14 protein-coding genes and 1 riboswitch are annotated in these 18,020 nt (G+C 50.1%); all 14 genes read left to right on the forward strand.

Annotated elements, in window-relative coordinates; all coding sequences use genetic code 11:
- Positions 1-83 precede the first annotated feature (83 nt).
- The 14 genes from DMN77_RS13465 to htpG all read left to right on the forward strand — a co-directional run bounded on the left by DMN77_RS13465 (position 84) and on the right by htpG (position 17,850).
- The gene (locus DMN77_RS13465) at positions 84-1,703 is read left to right on the forward strand and encodes a response regulator transcription factor (RefSeq protein ID WP_179015409.1); all 1,620 of its coding nucleotides are present in this window, start codon (positions 84-86) and stop codon (positions 1,701-1,703) included.
- A 159-nt stretch (positions 1,704-1,862) separates the two neighbouring features.
- On the forward strand, positions 1,863-2,993 hold the full coding sequence (locus DMN77_RS13470; RefSeq protein ID WP_179015410.1) for a Gfo/Idh/MocA family protein: 1,131 nt from the start codon (positions 1,863-1,865) through the stop codon (positions 2,991-2,993).
- A 39-nt stretch (positions 2,994-3,032) separates the two neighbouring features.
- On the forward strand, positions 3,033-4,112 hold the full coding sequence (locus tag DMN77_RS13475) for a Gfo/Idh/MocA family protein (RefSeq protein WP_179015412.1): 1,080 nt from the start codon (positions 3,033-3,035) through the stop codon (positions 4,110-4,112).
- Between the two features lie 462 nt (positions 4,113-4,574).
- Positions 4,575-4,832 (forward strand): hypothetical protein, encoded by a 258-nt coding sequence (locus DMN77_RS13480; RefSeq protein ID WP_068782582.1) that lies wholly within the window; start codon positions 4,575-4,577, stop codon positions 4,830-4,832.
- Positions 4,833-5,001: 169 nt separating this feature from the next.
- On the forward strand, positions 5,002-6,831 hold the full coding sequence (locus DMN77_RS13485; RefSeq protein ID WP_068782581.1) for an adenine deaminase: 1,830 nt from the start codon (positions 5,002-5,004) through the stop codon (positions 6,829-6,831).
- Positions 6,832-6,902: 71 nt separating this feature from the next.
- A riboswitch (TPP riboswitch) is annotated at positions 6,903-7,007 on the forward strand.
- Positions 7,008-7,248: 241 nt separating this feature from the next.
- A complete protein-coding gene (gene tenA / locus DMN77_RS13490) occupies positions 7,249-7,947 on the forward strand; it encodes a thiaminase II (RefSeq protein WP_179015413.1) in 699 nt (232 codons plus the stop codon).
- 299 nt (positions 7,948-8,246) lie between these two features.
- Entirely contained in the window at positions 8,247-9,092 is an 846-nt protein-coding gene (gene thiM / locus DMN77_RS13495; protein ID WP_179015415.1) for a hydroxyethylthiazole kinase, read from the forward strand.
- Positions 9,089-9,895, forward strand: coding sequence for a bifunctional hydroxymethylpyrimidine kinase/phosphomethylpyrimidine kinase (thiD, locus tag DMN77_RS13500; protein ID WP_068782578.1), 807 nt, complete (start codon positions 9,089-9,091; stop codon positions 9,893-9,895). The genes thiM and thiD overlap by 4 nt, the downstream gene beginning before the upstream one ends.
- A 152-nt stretch (positions 9,896-10,047) precedes the next feature.
- A complete protein-coding gene (gene thiE / locus DMN77_RS13505; protein WP_179015478.1) occupies positions 10,048-10,749 on the forward strand; it encodes a thiamine phosphate synthase in 702 nt (233 codons plus the stop codon).
- Positions 10,750-11,340: 591 nt separating this feature from the next.
- Complete coding sequence (locus DMN77_RS13510) at positions 11,341-12,015, forward strand: response regulator transcription factor (protein ID WP_068782511.1); 675 nt, start codon at positions 11,341-11,343, stop codon at positions 12,013-12,015.
- The gene (locus DMN77_RS13515) at positions 12,012-13,391 is read left to right on the forward strand and encodes a sensor histidine kinase (protein ID WP_179015416.1); all 1,380 of its coding nucleotides are present in this window, start codon (positions 12,012-12,014) and stop codon (positions 13,389-13,391) included. The genes DMN77_RS13510 and DMN77_RS13515 overlap by 4 nt, the downstream gene beginning before the upstream one ends.
- Positions 13,392-13,478: 87 nt before the next feature.
- The gene (locus tag DMN77_RS13520; RefSeq protein WP_179015418.1) at positions 13,479-14,594 is read left to right on the forward strand and encodes an ABC transporter permease; all 1,116 of its coding nucleotides are present in this window, start codon (positions 13,479-13,481) and stop codon (positions 14,592-14,594) included.
- 102 nt (positions 14,595-14,696) lie between these two features.
- On the forward strand, positions 14,697-15,380 hold the full coding sequence (locus DMN77_RS13525; RefSeq protein WP_068782577.1) for an ABC transporter ATP-binding protein: 684 nt from the start codon (positions 14,697-14,699) through the stop codon (positions 15,378-15,380).
- Positions 15,381-15,966: 586 nt separating this feature from the next.
- Entirely contained in the window at positions 15,967-17,850 is a 1,884-nt protein-coding gene (gene htpG, locus DMN77_RS13530; protein ID WP_179015420.1) for a molecular chaperone HtpG, read from the forward strand.
- Positions 17,851-18,020 lie beyond the last annotated feature (170 nt).

An 18,020-nucleotide genomic window follows, 5' to 3' on the forward strand; every position in this document is an offset into this window, starting at 1 on the left:
TCTTTCAGTCCAGAACTGAATTATATAGCGGACTTTATATCCCTGATACATGAATCTTGGTATAGCTTAAGGAGGTAAGTATCGTGCGGAAGATCGCCATTATTGATGATGAACGCCAGGTACTGCAAGGGATGAAGCGGGTCATCCCCTGGGGGGAACTGAATGCGGAGTGGGCCGGGGAAGCGCTGAACGGACAGGACGGACTAGAGATGATTCGGGAGACACAGCCGGATATTGTCATAACGGATATCTATATGCCGGTGATGGGTGGGCTGGATATGATCGAGCATTTAAGAAAGGATGGTTTCGGCGGGAAAATTATTATCCTGAGCGGATACTCCGACTTTGAGCATGCGAGACAGGCGCTGCGCTACAATGTTAGCGATTATGTGTCAAAGCCGATCAGTGTTCCCACATTAAAGAGCGTCTTATATAAAGTTATTCAAGAGCTTGTTGAAGAGGAAGAGAAGGCTAACATCCAGGTGGAGCTTAAACATAAGCTGATGATGTATGAGCCTTTTATCGAGAAGGAATGGGTAAGATCTGCCGCTGTAGGTACGCTTAACCGTTACTATCAAGATGGCGCCCATCTGCCGGAGGCTTATCAGTATTGGGCCGATTGCAGCCATGTGGCGATGGGGATCGATCTGGTTCGTGACGGCCGGGCGAACGAGCTATCTGTATCCGATTGGAATTTGTTCCGCTTCGCCATCAGCAATATTGTCTGCGAAGTCGCGCGAAAGGTGTTTCCTGTTATCGAGTATACAGAGCTCCATAGTACAAGGGCCGTGTTGATTATCCATCCCGAGCGCGGCCGCTCCTGCGCGCAGTTGGAGGAGGCGCTGAGGGAGCTTGGCATCAAGCTGATCGATAACGTCAAGAGCTACTTAAGGCTGGCTATTTGTGTCGGGATCGGAAAGGTGCGCGAGGATTGGACGAAGCTGCCGGAATCGACAGAGGAGGCTTTTCGAGCGATCGATCGCCGAGAACAGAGGATGGTTCCTTCCTACGATTTATATAATTATAAGGGACAGATGAGAGACGATTCGGAGCAGGTTGCATTGTTCCCGGTTAAATTCTCCTTCAAGCTGGCCAGCGCTATGAAGACGGCTCAGGAGGCCGAGGCGCAGCAGATCGTTGCCGAGTATATCGAGGAGCTTGGGAAGCAGGATGGAATCTCCAAAGATTATGTACAAATGTTAGGCAGCGAGTTATGGGGCATCATGACCTATTGCTTGTATGAGGCAGGTATTTTCCTCGACGATCTATTTACAAATGACCAGATTGCCAAAGAACTGCTAACGTTATACCAGCCTGAGCAGCTGGCGGAATGGCTGTCAGCAAAAATCTCGCTGATATGCAACAGCAGGCAGATGAAAGGGAGCAGCAAGCACAGACAGGTTGTCGATTTTATGACCCAGTATATTCATGAGCATTATGCCGAAGATTTGACGCTTGCTGATTTGTCAGACAAGGTGTATATTTCCCGAAACCATTTATCAATCATCTTCAAAAATATTACCGGTGAGACCTTCAATAACTATTTAACCCGGGTACGGATGGAGAAGGCGCGTGAGCTATTGCTGGAGCGGAATCTGCTGGTCTATGAGGTAGCGGAGCAGGTTGGCTATAAGAATGTTCCTTACTTCAGCACGTTATTCAAGAAGGTTACGGGAATGAATCCGACAGAGCTTATCAAATAAAAAGATTGAAACCATAAATTTCATAGGGAATTCAAGAGAAGTCCATTCAAATGAGTTCAAGAAGTTCAAGGTTCAGTGAGGAAGCTAATGCCTTCGAGGTGCGTTTTTTCAAAGCTCCTCAGTTGGATGAAGCCGGAACTTATTGTAAGGGGGGAGCTTATGATTCGCGTTGCAATAATAGGTACAGGCTCTATTTCCAGAGCTCATCTTCAGGCCTATGCCCTGTTTCCGCAGCGTTGTGAAGTGGTCGCGCTTGCAAACAGACATGTGGAAAGAGCAAACCGACTGAAGGAAGAATTCCTGCTCGATTGCACAGTTACTGAGGACTATCATGAGCTGCTTCACAATAAGGATATAGACTTAATCTCGATCTGTACACCTCCCCATACGCATGCGAAGATCGCAGCCGATTGTTTGCTTGCGGGTAAGCATGTTCTGGTGGAGAAGCCCATGGCGATGTCTCTGGAAGAATGCGATCGCATGCTGGAAGCCGCCGACAAAGCAGGGCGCATCCTGTCTGTCATTGGGCAAAGCCGCTTCGATGATTCGATCATGAAGCTTAAACATATACTGGATTCCGGTCTGGCAGGCCGTATCCTGCATGCCCAAGTAGAGGCGCACTGGTGGAGAGGCTCCAGCTACTATGATATGTGGTGGAGAGGAACCTGGGAGCAGGAAGGGGGCGGCTGCACGCTGAATCATGGCGTCCATCATATCGATCTGCTGCAATGGATGATGGGGATGCCGCAGTCGATACAGGCTGTAATCAGCAATGCCGCGCATAGCAACTCGGAGGTGGAGGATCTCTCGATTGCTATTTTCAGTTATGAGCAAGGCGGACTGGCTCAGGTCACAAGTTCAGTCGTTCATCATGGCGAGGAAAGGCAGATTGTCCTTCAAGGCGAGCATGCAAGTATCTCAACCCCGTGGAAGGTGGTTGCCTCCGCTTCACGACCGGACGGATTTCCGGAGCGAAATGAGGCGCTTCAGCAGAAGATCGAGCAATTTGGAAGCGGCTATGAGCCGTTGAAGTACAGCGGTCATGCCGGACAGATCAATGATATCCTGCTTGCCATTGAGCATGATTCGCTTAAGGTGCTGATCGATGGCCGTGAGGGCCGGAAAGTGATTGAACTGATTACCGCGATCTATGAAGCGGCGACGATGCGCAGGTCGGTTAACCTGCCTTTGAGTACAGATAGCCTATTTTATACACGGGAAGGTCTGCTGGCGAACGCACCGCGCTTTCACAAGAAGGAGATTTCAGCCCTCTCCCGTGAGGAAGAATAATAGCAGAGATAAGCAGGAGCTTATGTCAGGAGGGGAACTATGAAACCGGTGAAATTCAGTATTATCGGCGGAGCCGGCTTCCGCGCGCAGTATTATCTCAGAATTGCTCAGGCAATGCCCGAGCGGTTCCAGGTTAGCGGTATGGTCGTCAGGAATGAGGCTAAAGCGCTGGAAATGGAAAAGAAATGGGGCGTATCAACCTATCGGACATTGGATCAGATGCAGCAAAGCGAAAGCCCGGATTTTATCGTCGTCTCCGTAAGCGGCAATGAAGGTCTGAATTATCTGTGCAGGCTGGCAGAGGAAGGGATACCGGTATTGGCAGAGACACCGCCTGGCCCCGATCTGGAAGGACTGGAACAATTGCATGATCAGCTGCTTGCTACTCGTGCCCGTATTCAGGTGGCTGAGCAATATCAGTTCCATCCGATTCAGGAAGCACGCCTGGCCCTGATTCAGTCGGGGAGATTAGGCCGAATTACAGAGGCAACGGTATCGGTATCTCATCTGTATCACGGCGTAAGTCTTATCCGTAAAATGTTGGGGATCTCATTCGAAAATGTAAAAATTCGAGGAATGCAATTCGAATCGCAGTGGGTTGGCGGGCCAACTCGGGAGGGGAGCCCGACAGAGGATCGAATGATTCCACTGCAAAGAGATTTGGCCTGGCTCGATTTTGGAGATCGCCTTGGAATATATGATTTTACGAAGGATCAGCACCGTTCCTGGACGCGTTCGAACCATTTGTCTGTCAGAGGGGAGCGCGGAGAAATCTTCGACGGTCGCGTTCTGATCCAACAGGAATCGACGATACCGCTCCAATTGGAGCTGAAACGGATCAACAAGGGGGAGCTGGAGAATCAGGAGGGCTACTTCCTGCAAGGGATTTTGTGCGGGGAGAAATGGCTGTACGAAAATCCCTATGCCCCGGCCAGATTATATGATGACGAGATCGCTATTGCCCACTGCTTACAGAAGATGGGGGATTATGTTGCCGGCGGACCGGAGTTCTACAGTGTGGCCGAGGCGTCGCAGGATCATTATCTCGGCATGATGATCGAGAAGGCGATATTATCAGGTGAGGTTGTCGAGACCCGGCATCAGCGCTGGTCCAGATGATGGATAAGATAAGTAGAGAAACGATGGACCCGACCTAGACAGGTATTCCGATAATTGGGCGAAGTATACAGAGATAGATGCCTAATCATTTGTTGCAATCGCGGAATATGATGGTGTGTACTCTTAATCAAGGAGGGATACACGTTGGGTGAAGTAGTTGGTGGATTAGGTTGTGGACCTGGAGTTGGCGGATTATGGACTTCTACTGGAGCGATCTTGGTTCTGTTTATCTTGCTGGTAATTATTACGAGAAGCTTTTGTTTCTAATTAATCTTTGACACACATACCCCTCTAATAAACAGGCCATATTGTAAGCAAATGTGGAAGCTCCGAAATAAGAGAAGCCTGCTAACCTTTAATGGGTTGGCGGGCTTTTTTTACATATTAACGACCCCCGCATATTGATTATCCTGCTGGAAGAGGCATATAATACAAACATATGTTCTGTAAGAGGTGAGAGTAATGTTAAATGATCTGGAACGCAAGGTGCTCCGAATTCTGTACAACTTCTCAACGCAGCGGCGCCGAATGCCGACAAAGCCCGAGTTAGAGCGTACAACGGGCCGTCAATACCGGGATATCAAATCCGCTCTGGATGTGTTGGTGCAGGAAAGGTATATTTTCTGGCCGGATAACCCTCAACTTGATACGATTGTGATTCTGGAAGGATGGGAACGGGATGCATTTATTCCTAAATCCAAGCCAACTATATTCGAGTAACCTTGATTTTCTGAATTATCATTGGGAATAGCCGAGGAAAGTAGAATCGGGATTAAGAATTGCAAAACTAAAATGTATTGTATATGCTTGTTTCATCTAGAAACTGTTGGCTCCAATGAGATTAAGGGCATTAGAGCAGCACAATTACTGAGGGGAGGATTTCATAATCATGAGTACATCACAGTTGTTTGCCAGACCACAGCTTGCTGATTGTGTGCCTGACCTAGTTGCTACGGCGCGGGGAGATAAGAAGGCTACACTGGTTATCAAGAATGCGAAGCTGGTCAATGTATGTTCCGGAGAGATTCAGGACGGTATATCGATTGGCGTTCAAGGCAGCCGGATTGCCTTCGTGGGGACGGATGCCAGCCATATGATCGGTGCAGATACGAAGATCATCGATGCTGCCGGACGTTATGTTGCTCCAGGTTTGCTGGACGGTCATTGTCATATTGAGAGCAGTCAGATCACACCAACCCAATTCGCCAGAGCCGTGCTTCCGAAGGGTACGACGGGCGGATTTTTTGATGCTCATGAGATTACCAATGTATTGGGATTGCCGGGCCTGAGACTCATGCTGGACGAAGCCAGACAAACCCCGCTTGCCGCTTATATGCAGGTTGCTTCTTGTGTTCCGTCTACAGGTCCGGATATGGAGACGGCGGGCGCTGAGATCGGCCCGGCAGAGGTTGCTGAAGCCTTCACTTGGGGGCCTGATATGATCGCTTTGGGCGAAGTTATGAACTTCCCAGGCGTAGTATTTGGTGACGAGAAGATGATTGGAGAGATTCAGGCTACGCTGCGTGCGGGCAGAGTAGCGGACGGGCACTATACGTGGCCGGTGGATGACTGGAGAATATCTGCTTATGCGGCCAGCGGCATTACCGGCTGCCATGAGAGCGTGAACGCTGAGGATGTTATCGAGCGTGTCAGAAGAGGCATGTACGCCAAAATGAGACGCGGTTCAGCTTGGCATGATGTTGCCGAATCGATTAAGGCGCATACCGACTATGGCATTGATACACGTCGCATGATGCTCGTTACAGACGATCGCAGCCCGGAATCTCTTGTTGATGAGGGACATATGGACTTTGTAGTTCGTCATGCGATCTCGCAGGGCGTACGTCCGGTAACGGCTTTCCAGATGGCGACGATCAATACGGCAGAACGCTTTGGGGTTGCCCGGGACGTGGGCACCATTACGCCAGCTTCTATCGCTGACATTATCATCCTTGATGGAAATCTGGCCGATGTGAACGTTGTAATGACGATTGCGGCTGGACAAGTTGTGGCCGAGAATGGCAAGATGACTGTGGAATTGCCTGAATTCGAATATCCGCAGGAGGCTATTAACTCGGTGCACCTTACCCGAGCTGTGACTGAGCAGGACTTTGTGATCGAAGCGCCAATCCAGTCCGGTGAATTGACGGCGCGAGCTATTGGGGTTCGCGAGAACCATGTGGATACGACCGAAGACCTCGTGTATGTACGGATCGAGAACGGACAGGTAGCCCTTAGGGTAGAGGATGGCATTTCCAAGCTGGCTGTCATTGAGCGTCACAAAGGAACGGGCAATAAGACCGTAGGCCTGGCATCGCGCGTTGGCTTCAATGTGCCGGCTGCAATCGCAACGACCGTTGCTCATGACTGTCATAATGTGATGATCATCGGCAATTCCGATGCTCTGATGGCCAAGGCTGCAAATACCGTTGCTGAAATGCAGGGCGGTATCGCGGTTGTTACCGAAGACAAGATCGTCAAGCTGCCGCTGCCGGTGGCCGGATTGATGTCAAATGCGCCGTTCGAACAGGTGGCCGAGCAATCCCGTGCGGTAAGCCAGGCGTTGTATCAAGCAGGCTGCACAATGAACTATGCCTTCATGACCTTGTCACTGCTGGCGCTGGTGGTTATTCCTGAACTGCGTATTTCCGATCTTGGTCTGTTCAAGATGACAGAGCAGGGCTTCGTGAAGGTTCCTTTGTTCGTCGAGGAGCCATAAGACAGGCAACAGGGACTGTCACTATTTGACATACGGCTGCTGCCATAGTTAAATAATAGGTAATTGAATAGGAAATCCACTAGGGGAGTCGTGATAACGACTGAGACAGGATAAATCCTGGACCCTTTGAACCTGATCTAGTTAGCACTAGCGTAGGAAAGTGGAGTCGGACTGAATTGCTATAGCTATATTTGTTAAGTGACAGGCCGCTCCATATCCGGAGCGGCCTTTTTGCTGTGTAAACCGGACAGGGATTTGCATCTGCATTTGATATATTCATGCGAATCAAGGGGGTTCATCAGCCCTCATAGCGGATTTCTTTATTCAGGAGATATGCAAGTTGAACAAATGAAAACTTAGTCATTTGGGAGGATAGTTCAACTTTTATCGTTTCAAAAAAATTTGGAGGTGGAGATCATGAGTTTTACGAGACAGCTTCGTCAGCAAGCAGATTCTATTTTTCAAGCTATTTATAAACATTCATTTGTACGTGGGATCGCGGACGGAACATTGAAGCGGGAGCAGCTGATCCATTATGTGAAGCAGGATTTTGAGTATTTGAACGCCTTTATGCGGATTTATGGCATTGCCATATCCAAGAGCCGGACGCGGGAAGAGATCGAGATGTTCAACGAGCAGATCAACTTCGTGCTGCATAGCGAAGTGCACCCGCATAACAATTTTTGCCGCGTGGCTGGCGTTACTTATGAGGAACTCCAGGGGTTCCCGCTGGCTCCCTCAGCCCATCATTATATCCGCCATATGCTAACCGTTGCGCACGAAGGCAGCCTGGGTGAGATCGTATCCGCTTTGCTGCCGTGTCCTTGGACCTATATCGAAATCGGCCAGCGTTTGCTGGAGGAAGTCAAACCGGATGAATCGCATCCGTTCTACGATTGGATCGATTTCTACGGGGGAGGAATGTCGGATCTGACCGAACGATTCTGCCGTTATGTGGACGATTGGGCTGAGCGCGTGACCGAAGCCGAGCGGCTGCGGATGAGAGAGCATTTTCTGCTGAGCTGCCAACTGGAATATATGTTCTGGGACATGGCCTTCCGCGAGGAAGAATGGCCGGTTGCTATGAATTTAGGAAGCGGGGCTGAAAGAGTATAAGAACTGAAATTTGAGTGTATGTGTGGTGGAACTGAATGAGTATGAGTGCAGAAATGGGAGTGTAAGTGAACTGGAACGGAATGAATATAAAAGCTGAAATTAGGTATGCAGCTGGGAATGATGCAGCCGTAGAGGTAGGAACAGTTAAGGGATCGGAGCTTCAGTATGCTGGCTGGGAATCATCTGGTCTGCCGTGATTCGCCGAGTAGCAGTGAAATGGACTATTAACTTATTGCGCCATCAGATAAACAGATGGGAAGGGTACCGGACTACAAATTTGAGAATGGGGTTGATTTGCAATGAGTACACTCGAACAGGATATTGCTGCACTATTAACTAAAGTACAGAAGGCAAGGCCGCTCGTACATAATATGACGAACGTGGTCGTTACCAATTTCACTGCGAACGGTCTGCTTGCGCTTGGCGCGTCACCAGTGATGGCCTATGCCAGGGAAGAAGTAGCAGATATGGCCAAGGTGGCTGGTGCGCTGGTACTGAATATCGGCACGCTGTCGACGGAGCAGGTGGACGCAATGATCATCGCCGGGAAGTCAGCCAATCTTCATGGTGTTCCCGTACTTTTGGACCCAGTAGGTGTAGGGGCGACTCGCCTTCGTACGGAGTCAGCCCAGCGAATTCTTCGTGAAGTGAAGATTTCTCTAATTCGCGGTAATGCTTCCGAAGTCGCTAACCTGGTTGGTGAGGTCTCAGACATTAAAGGAGTAGATGCGGCCGAGAGCAGTGCGGGAGCAAATGCGGAAATCGCACTCCGGGCGGCTCGCCAATTTAATGCAATAGTAGCCATTACTGGCAAAGAAGATGTTATAGCTGATGGGGTCCATTACCGGGTCATCAGCGGCGGAGATGTGCTGCTGACGCAGGTGACCGGAGCAGGCTGCTTGCTGACATCTGTGCTGGGGGCTTTCGCAGCGGTCGAGCGCGATATGATGCTTGCGGGCACAGCGGGATTGGCTTATTACGGTGCGGCGGCAGCCCGTGCTGCGGAGCGGACCGCCTCGTTAGGTCCTGGCAGTTTCCAGGTTGCTTTTCTGGATGAACTGGCTAAGCTTCATCCACATTCAGTAAAGGGGTATGCAGCTATAGCTGAGCCGAATAGCAAGGCTGCAGGGGGGGAATCAAGATGAGTATTCCTAGAGCTCTGACGATCGCCGGTTCGGATAGCGGCGGCGGCGCCGGAATTCAGGCTGATCTCAAGACCTTTCAGGAGCTGGATGTGTTTGGGATGTCGGCGATTACTGCGATTACAGTTCAGAATACGCTTGGTGTTGAGAAGGTATATCCGTTGCCGCCTGAGGCATCCGCCGAGCAGATCAGGGCGGTAGGTTCGGATATCGGCGTCGACGCGCTCAAGACAGGAATGCTCTTCAACGCGGAAATTATAGAACAGGTCGCGGGACAGATTGCCAGCTTCGGTTGGCGAAATGTTGTTATTGATCCGGTGATGATCGCCAAAGGCGGAGCGTCGCTGCTGCTCACCGAAGCGATTCAGGCGATGAAGGAGCATTTGCTCCCGCTTGCCCTGATCGTTACGCCGAATATCCCAGAGGCGGAGGTGCTATCCGGCATCCAAATCCGTACGATGGAGGACCGCCGCGAAGCTGCGAAGCGTATCGCTGAATATGGTGCGCGAACCGTGGTCATCAAGGGCGGTCATGATCATGGGGAGCGAGTAATAGATCTATTGTACGATGGCAGCACATTTACAGGACTCGCTGGCAGACGCATTAAGACCAAGCATACGCACGGGACCGGCTGCACCTTCTCGGCCGCCATCGCGGCAGGCCTGGCAAAGGGGCTGACGGTAGAGCGGGCTGTTGAGGAGGCGCGCGCTTTCATCCAAGCGGCGATTGAGGACACCTTGGAGCTGGGGCAGGGTCATGGACCAACCAATCATTGGGCCTACTGTCGAAGGAGGGTGAAGGTCTGATGAATGAGGATATGATGTCTGTGAAGGCAAGCGCGGGCGGAAACGATCGGGAAAGCGCAGCGGAAGAAGCCCGGGGAAATGATGGAATGAGGAAAAGGAAATGGGAAGTTGGCAAGTGCGATTTGGTAAATCAAGGTCCGTTAGACGATGGTATGAAGGGGAATGGGGAATTCGGCAGAAAACACGCCAGAATCTCTTCTGATCGGATGCGAGAGTATTTACAGCTCTATCTGGTAGTGGGTACTGTGAACTGCAAAGAAAATCCAGTCAAGGTCGTGCGCGAGGCGCTGGAGGGCGGAGTTACACTCGTTCAGCTCCGGGAGAAAGGGCCCGGAAGTCTGACGGGGGGAGCCCGGCTGGAGCTCGCCAGGCGGCTGCGGGCCTTGTGCCACAGCGCGGGAGCTTTGTTCATCGTCAATGACGATGTAGAGCTGGCGCTGGCGGTGGATGCCGATGGGGTTCACATCGGCCAGGAGGACGGGGCGGCGGACCGCGTGCGTGCCCGTATCGGCGAGCGGATACTGGGGGTATCCGCGATTACGGGCAGCGAGGCAAGGTCCGCCATCCGGCAGGGGGCCGATTACCTCGGTATCGGCCCGATCTCCCCCACGAGCTCCAAGGGGGATGCTCGTGCTGTGCAGGGCCCGCAGGTGCTGGAGGCACTGCGGGCCCAGGGCATTGCCCCGCCGATCGTCGGTATCGGCGGGATTACCGCGGCGCGCGCGGCGGAGGTCATGTCCGCCGGGGCGGATGGTGTCGCCGTGATCTCGGCGATCCCCCAGGCGGACGACGCCCGGGGCGCCGCGGCCGCGATCAAGCGCGAGGTGCTGCGCGCTCTGGCAGCTCAAGCATAGCTTTAGTCTCCTCGCAGGGCTCAGAGGCGTAGCGGGCTCTTGCTAACGATAACGAAACTATGGAACGCTATTTCCTTCAAAACAATAACTAATATATTGTTCGGACCTAACGTTCATAGCTATCTACTACCCCCGACTATTAGCTGTAACTTCTCCCTACTTGACATCGTAGGGGGCCTCCCTCGGAATTAGAATGCGCCCATGCATCATAGGTGGCCTTCTTCAGCAGCGCTGCACTGGCGGCCTGTTTTTTTATACCGTTTCAGCCTGATTGCTTTTTTCACTAGTATCGATATCAAGATGTATCAGGCAAGTCAAATAGCGCCTACCCCGTACTACCACACAACCGGGGAGACGCTATTTTTATGCCAAGATCAAAGGTTTGCCTTCTGTCGTTAGGCTGGGACTCGATAGGCTTTGGCGGGAGATGTGACTGTGGGCCATTGCCATTGCTATGCGACGTTGTCCCCTTGTGCCCCAATGGGCTTCATGTCACAAGGGGTGCCCCAATGGTCGTGTTTGAGATATCGCATGGAGTGCGATATATTGACTGTATTCAGGGATGATTTGTACAGGGGGATGCTAGTAATCATGTTAGATATATTAATCGTTGATGATGATCGGCATATTCGCGAGCTGGTGAGCTATCATTTGCAGAATGAGGGATATCGGGTGGTCGAGGCGGCTGATGGCAATGAGGCATCGGAGCTTCTTTTCTCCCGCCATATTGATCTCGCCATCATAGATGTCATGATGCCTGGCAAGGACGGATTTCAATTATGCGAGGAAATCAGACGGTATTATGATTTTCCAGTGATTCTGTTAACAGCCAAAGATCAGCTGGCGGATAAGGAGCGCGGGTTCTCGGTAGGCACCGATGATTATTTGACAAAGCCCTTTGAACCGCAGGAGCTGTTATTTCGGATCAAAGCGCTGCTCAGACGTTATCAGATGGTGAGTGCGGAGTCGATCAAGCTCGGAGATACAATTATGAACCGTAAAGGATACGAAGTACATTGCAACGGCAAGCAGCTCATGCTGCCTTTGAAGGAGTTTGAGCTGCTATTTCAGTTGGCCAGCTATCCGGGACGAATCTTTACGCGCGAGGAGCTGATCGAGCTGATCTGGGGCATCGATTTCAACGGGGATGACCGTACCGTCGATGTCCATATCAAAAGATTGCGCGACCGCTTCAAGGACAATCAGGATATCGTTATTACGACGGTGCGGGGCGTTGGCTATAAGCTGGAGGCGGCAACCTCATGAGATCGCTGTATATCCGTATTTTGTTCACGTCGATTCTTGTTATTCTGGTCAGCAGCATCACGGCTTTTATCGCTTCGAACATTTATTATCAACACAAGCTGAAGCCGTATAACGACCAGAAGATCAGTAAGATGGCCGAACAAATTCAAACTTTTTATGAGACGAACCGCGAGGTTAATCTGAGCGACTATCTGGAGCATGTTGGCGATCTCGGCTACCAGTTATACATTGTGAACGAGCAGGGAAGCGGTTATTTCTACGGAGGGTCTTTCCGCGGGATAAAACTGGATCAGCAGGTGGTCAAGAGCGTACTTGACGGACAAGTTTATCACGGGATTGCGAATTTTCCTCCGGGCTTGTTCATAACCGGTTTTTTCGACAATGATCTAAAAAATACGATTGGTGTTCCGCTCAAGACGGCCGAGGATTCCTTCGCGCTATTTATCCGCCCTAATGTGGAGGTGCAGTTCGGGGAATTGCGAAATTTCTTCGCGATCATTCTGGCCCTTACCATCGCGATGAGCATCCTATTGTTCGTATTTAATACGCGTTGGGTCGTTCATCCGATCATCAAATTAACGGAAGCGACCAAAATGCTGGCCCAAGGGAAGTACAATATCAAGCTGGATTTGAAAAGAAAGGATGAGATCGGCGAGCTGGCCAATCGCTTCACCCATATGACGCGAAGTCTCGAACAGCTGGAGGAGATGCGGCAGGAGTTCGTCTCCAACGTATCGCATGAGATGCAGTCGCCGCTGGCCTCCATCCAGGGCTTCTCACATACGCTGCTGCATGCGGATTTACCGGAAGAGCAGCGGCGTCATTACTTGTCCATCATCGAGGACGAGAGCAAGCGGTTGTCGCAGTTAAGCAAGCAGCTGCTAATGCTGGCCTCACTGGATAAGGAGGAGGCGATCCTGGAGAAGAGCAGCTTTGATGCCGGCGAGCAGATCCGGCAGGTCCTGTTCATGACCGAATGGAGCTGGCGCGAGAAGGAATTAGCCATCGATATGGATCTTCCCTCGATCATGATCTATGCCGATAGCAGGCTTATGCAGCAAGTGTGGATTAATTTGCTGACGAACAGCATCAAATATACTGAAGAAGGCGGGACGATCTTCGTTCGTCTGAAGCAGCAGGATGACAGATGTATCGTTGAAGTGGAAGATACGGGGATCGGTATTGCCGCGGAGGATATTTCGAATATTTTTCAGAGATTCTATCGCGCGGACAAGACGAGAAGCCGCAAGGAAGGCAGCAGCGGTCTGGGGCTTGCGATCACGAACAGAATTATCACCCTGCACGGGGGACGGATTGAGGTTGAGAGTGAGCCTGGCAAGGGATCGGTATTCCGTATTATTTTGCCGATGAAGTAATTGTTGTTCATATTGCGTTCATATTCTAGTCCTATAGTTATCTGCATAAAGAGATCTACTCTACTTATAGGATAGGAGATGAACACAATGTTTCTAGCAATCCGGGAGATGAAGCATGCCAAGACGCGCTACCTGCTCATTTCACTCATTATGGTTCTCATTGCTTTTCTCGTTCTGTTTGTAACCGGGCTGGCGCAAGGGTTATCTTACGCTAATGCGTCATCCATTCAAAATATGAAGGCAGACTATTTAATTCTGCAGCAGGATGCGGATCACCGCTTGAACCGTTCGATGATCACGGAAGATACCTGGAAGCAAATCCAGCAGGCATCCAGCGATCAGCAGGGCGTCGAATTAAATCCGCTAAGCGTGAAAATGACTTCAATTGCCAAAGTAGACGACACCAAGAAAATGGACGCTACCTTCTTCGGGATCGATCCGGAGGGCACGCTGGCCCCGGTGATTAAGGAAGGGCGGTTGATGGCTGCCGGAGCGGACCATGAGGCGGTCGCTGACAAGACTTTTGCCGATAAAGGGCTTAAGCTCGGAGATATGATCGAGGATCAGGCATCGGGGCAGCAATATGAGCTTGTGGGCTTCACCGAGGGCCAATCCTACAGCCATACTCCTGTTATTTTGATGAGCTTCAAAGGCCTGGAAGCCACCGAGGCCGGCAGGCCAGCCACTGTGGGGAATGCGGCATATAATGCTGTTGCCCTGAGCGGCAGCCAGACGATTGCGGATCAGATCACCAGCAAGGTGCAAGGCATTGAAATCGTAAATAAAGATACAGCGCTGAAGGGAATCCCGGGTTACCAGGAGGAGCAGGGTTCTCTGCTTATGATGATTGCGTTCCTGTTCATAATCGCTGCCTTCGTACTGGCTGTTTTCTTCTATGTTATTACGATTCAAAAAATGAGCCAGTTCGGCGTGCTCAAAGCCATTGGCGCCAAAAATAGTTATCTCGCTCGCAGTCTGGTGCTGCAGGTACTGACCTTATCGCTGGTCTGTCTCTCTATCAGTATTTTGTTAACCTATGGCGTCGCAATGGTGCTTCCGGACAGCATGCCGTTCCAATTGAACACGTCGGTGGTTGCCGGATGTGCGGTATTGTTCATCGCGGTGTCCTTACTGGGCTCGCTGTTGTCCCTGTTCCGCGTTGTTAAGGTAGATGCGATTGAAGCGATTGGGAGGGCGATGTAAATGAGTACAGTCATGAATAAGGCGACGGATTACTTGAATAAGCAAATCGACAACGATGAAAATAATGCTGCTAAGCTTGCAGGCGCACGAGGCACAGCTGCTGTGAATACCAAGCTGCTGCTGCAAAATATCAGCAAGGTGTACGGTGATGGGGACACCTCTGTGCAGGTGCTGGATCACATTTCACTGGAGGTGAAGGCGGGCGAATTTGTCGCTCTTGTAGGCCCTTCGGGTGCTGGAAAGAGTACCTTCCTCTCGATTGCCGGGGCGCTATTGTCGCCAACTAGCGGACAAATCTGGATCGGTAATCAAGAGATTAGCCAATTGCCGGAGAAGAAGCTGAACCAAATCCGGCTCGACAAGATTGGCTTCGTCTTTCAATCGGCCAATTTGATTCCTTATCTCAGCGTCATCGATCAATTGATTCTGATTGGCGAATTAGCCGGCAAATCGCGCAGGGAATCACACGCCAAGGCAGAGAAGCTGCTGCGCGAGCTTGGTCTGGGACATCGCTTGAAGCATTATCCGGACAGCTTGTCCGGTGGAGAACGTCAGCGTGTGTCCATCGCTCGGGCTTGGATGAATGATCCGGAGATCATTCTCGCAGATGAGCCGACGGCCAGTCTGGACTCTGAGCGGGGCCGAGCCGTCGTGGAGATGCTGGCGGCTGAGGTGAAGCAGCGCGGCAAAGCCGCCGTCATGGTCACTCATGACCACCGGATGCTCGACTTGTGTGATCGCATCGTATACATCGAAGACGGCAAGTTGTCGGAGAGAGAACTGTAACGGTTATCCGCCTCGGGCTCTGGTCAGGCAGCATATGGCTTCTTCAAGGGGGCGTCTCAAAGGTCGATCATCCGACCCGGGGACGCCCCGTTTGTGTTTTCAAACCGGCGGTTGCACCCAATTATTCAATTCGACCTAGCGGACAAGATTGACCAGTAGCGTTTGAAGCTTGGATATACCCGCTTTGCCATGGACACTTATTTCGCGATAGGGCAAAAATCGCTTTGGTCACCGCGTTTTTTCCTCTAAAGGCCAGAAGTGACCATTAGGAGAGCGAAGTTGTTTCTTTCTTGCTATAACGGTCATTTTGACCGCTGGATAGAGGCGATCAGGCTGGTTTTAGAATTTCTATGTGATTTCCACGCTTATCTAAACAAGTTCTTGCTGTTGAAATGCTCTTAACAGGTTTCAAATTGGAGAGACGAATAGAAAAGCACGAATATCACAAGGAGATATTGACATTGAAAATTAGGATATTTAATATAAAGTTATGTGTTAGCACTCTGGATGTATGAGTGCTAAGAGTGGAATGTAGAAATTTAACACTGTGATCCTAACGATATCATTGAAGGGAGATTATTCATTCATGGCTAAGAAAGAATTCAGAGCAGAATCCAAAAGATTGCTGGAAATGATGATCAATTCCATCTACACACAAAAGGAAATATTCCTGAGGGAACTGATCTCCAATTCGAGCGATGCGATTGACAAGATTTATTACAAAGCTTTGACCGATGATAATCTGGTCTTTAACAAAGACGATTACTATATTAAGCTCGCGGTGGATAAAGAGAGCCGCACCCTGACTATTTCCGATACAGGTATCGGGATGACGAAGGAAGAACTGGAGAATAACCTGGGGATCATCGCCAATAGCGGATCTTTTGCTTTCAAGAATGAAAATGAAGCGAAGGATGGACATAACATTATCGGGCAGTTCGGCGTAGGCTTCTATTCCGCATTTATGGTAGCCGACGACGTTACGGTAACTAGCCGCGCTTTGGGCAGCAACGAAGCCTATCAATGGCATTCCGCGGGTGCGGATGGTTATACAATTGAGGCTTGTGAGAAGGATAATGTAGGTACGGAAATTACGCTTAAGATTAAGCAGAATACGGAAGATGAGAATTACGACGAGTATCTTGAAGAGTATCGTTTAAGATCGATCATCAAGAAGTATTCCGACTTCATCAGATATCCGATCAAGATGGATATTCAATCGAGTCGTCCTAAGGAAGGCAGCGAGAATGAATTCGAGGATTTTGTCGAAGAACAGACAGTGAACAGCATGGTGCCGATCTGGCGCAAGAACAAAAGCGAGCTGACTGACGAGGATTACGAGAATTTCTACATGGAGAAGCGTTACGGGTTCGACAAACCGATCTCGCATATCCATATCAAGGCCGACGGCGCTATCGTCTACAATGCGATCCTGTTCATTCCGGAGAAGACGCCTTTCGATTATTACACCAAGGAATATGAGAAGGGGCTTGAGCTCTACTCCAACGGCGTGCTGATCATGGACAAATGCAGCGACCTGCTGCCGGATTATTTCAGCTTCGTCAAAGGGATGGTTGATTCCGAGGATTTGTCGCTGAACATTTCTCGGGAAATGCTGCAGCATGACCGTCAGCTGAAAATGATCGCCAAAAACATTCAGAGCAAGATCAAGAGCCAATTGCAAGCCTTGCTTAAGGATGATCGCGACAAGTATGAGAAGTTTTATGAGTCCTTTGGCCGTCAATTGAAATTCGGCGTGTATAATGATTATGGCATGAATAAGGAAGTGCTGCAGGATCTGCTTCTGTTCACGTCCTCTCAAGAGAAGAAGCTGGTGACCCTGGATGAATACGTATCGAGAATGCCAGAGGATCAGAAGTATATCTATTATGCCGCCGGCGAGTCGGTTGAACGGCTTGAGAAGCTGCCACAGACGGAAATGGTAGCCGATAAAGGCTATGAAATTCTGTATCTCACCGATGATATCGATGAGTTTGCGATTAAAGTGATCATGAATTACAAGGAAAAGGAATTCAAATCCGTATCCAGTGGCGATCTTGGTATCGAAGCAGATGCCAATGATGAAGGGGCTAAAGCGGACGAGTCGGAAAATAAAGACCTGTTCGAGTATATGAGCGGCTTCCTTGGCGGTAAAGTGAAGAAGGTCAAAGCGTCCAAGCGCCTTAAATCCCATCCGGTCTGTCTCTCCTCTGAAGGCGAAGTATCGATCGAAATGGAGAAAGTGCTGAATGCAATGCCAAGCGGCCAAGAAGTGAAGGCTGATAAAGTGCTGGAAATCAACGTGAATCATCAAGTGTTCGAGGCGATGAAGGATGCTTTTGCCGTGGATAATAAAGATAAACTGAATCTTTACACGAACTTGCTCTACAATCAGGCCCTGTTGATCGAAGGTCTGCCGATTGAAGATCCGGTTGACTTCACCAACAATATTTGCAAAATCATGCAGTAGCATGGATTGAAGAGTTTAGTCAGATTTGTCATGCTAGATATGAGTAGCGGTTTAGCCAAGGCATATTTGGCAGCGATATCCTGTCTCACGGAGCGAAGTGGGACAGGATATTTTATTTTGAAAGGCAATGTTATACTTAAGAGCAGATGAGATAAAATGGAATGGATCAG

Origin of the sequence: Paenibacillus sp. 79R4 (assembly GCF_013393165.1) — a bacterium.
GTDB lineage: Bacteria > Bacillota > Bacilli > Paenibacillales > Paenibacillaceae > Fontibacillus.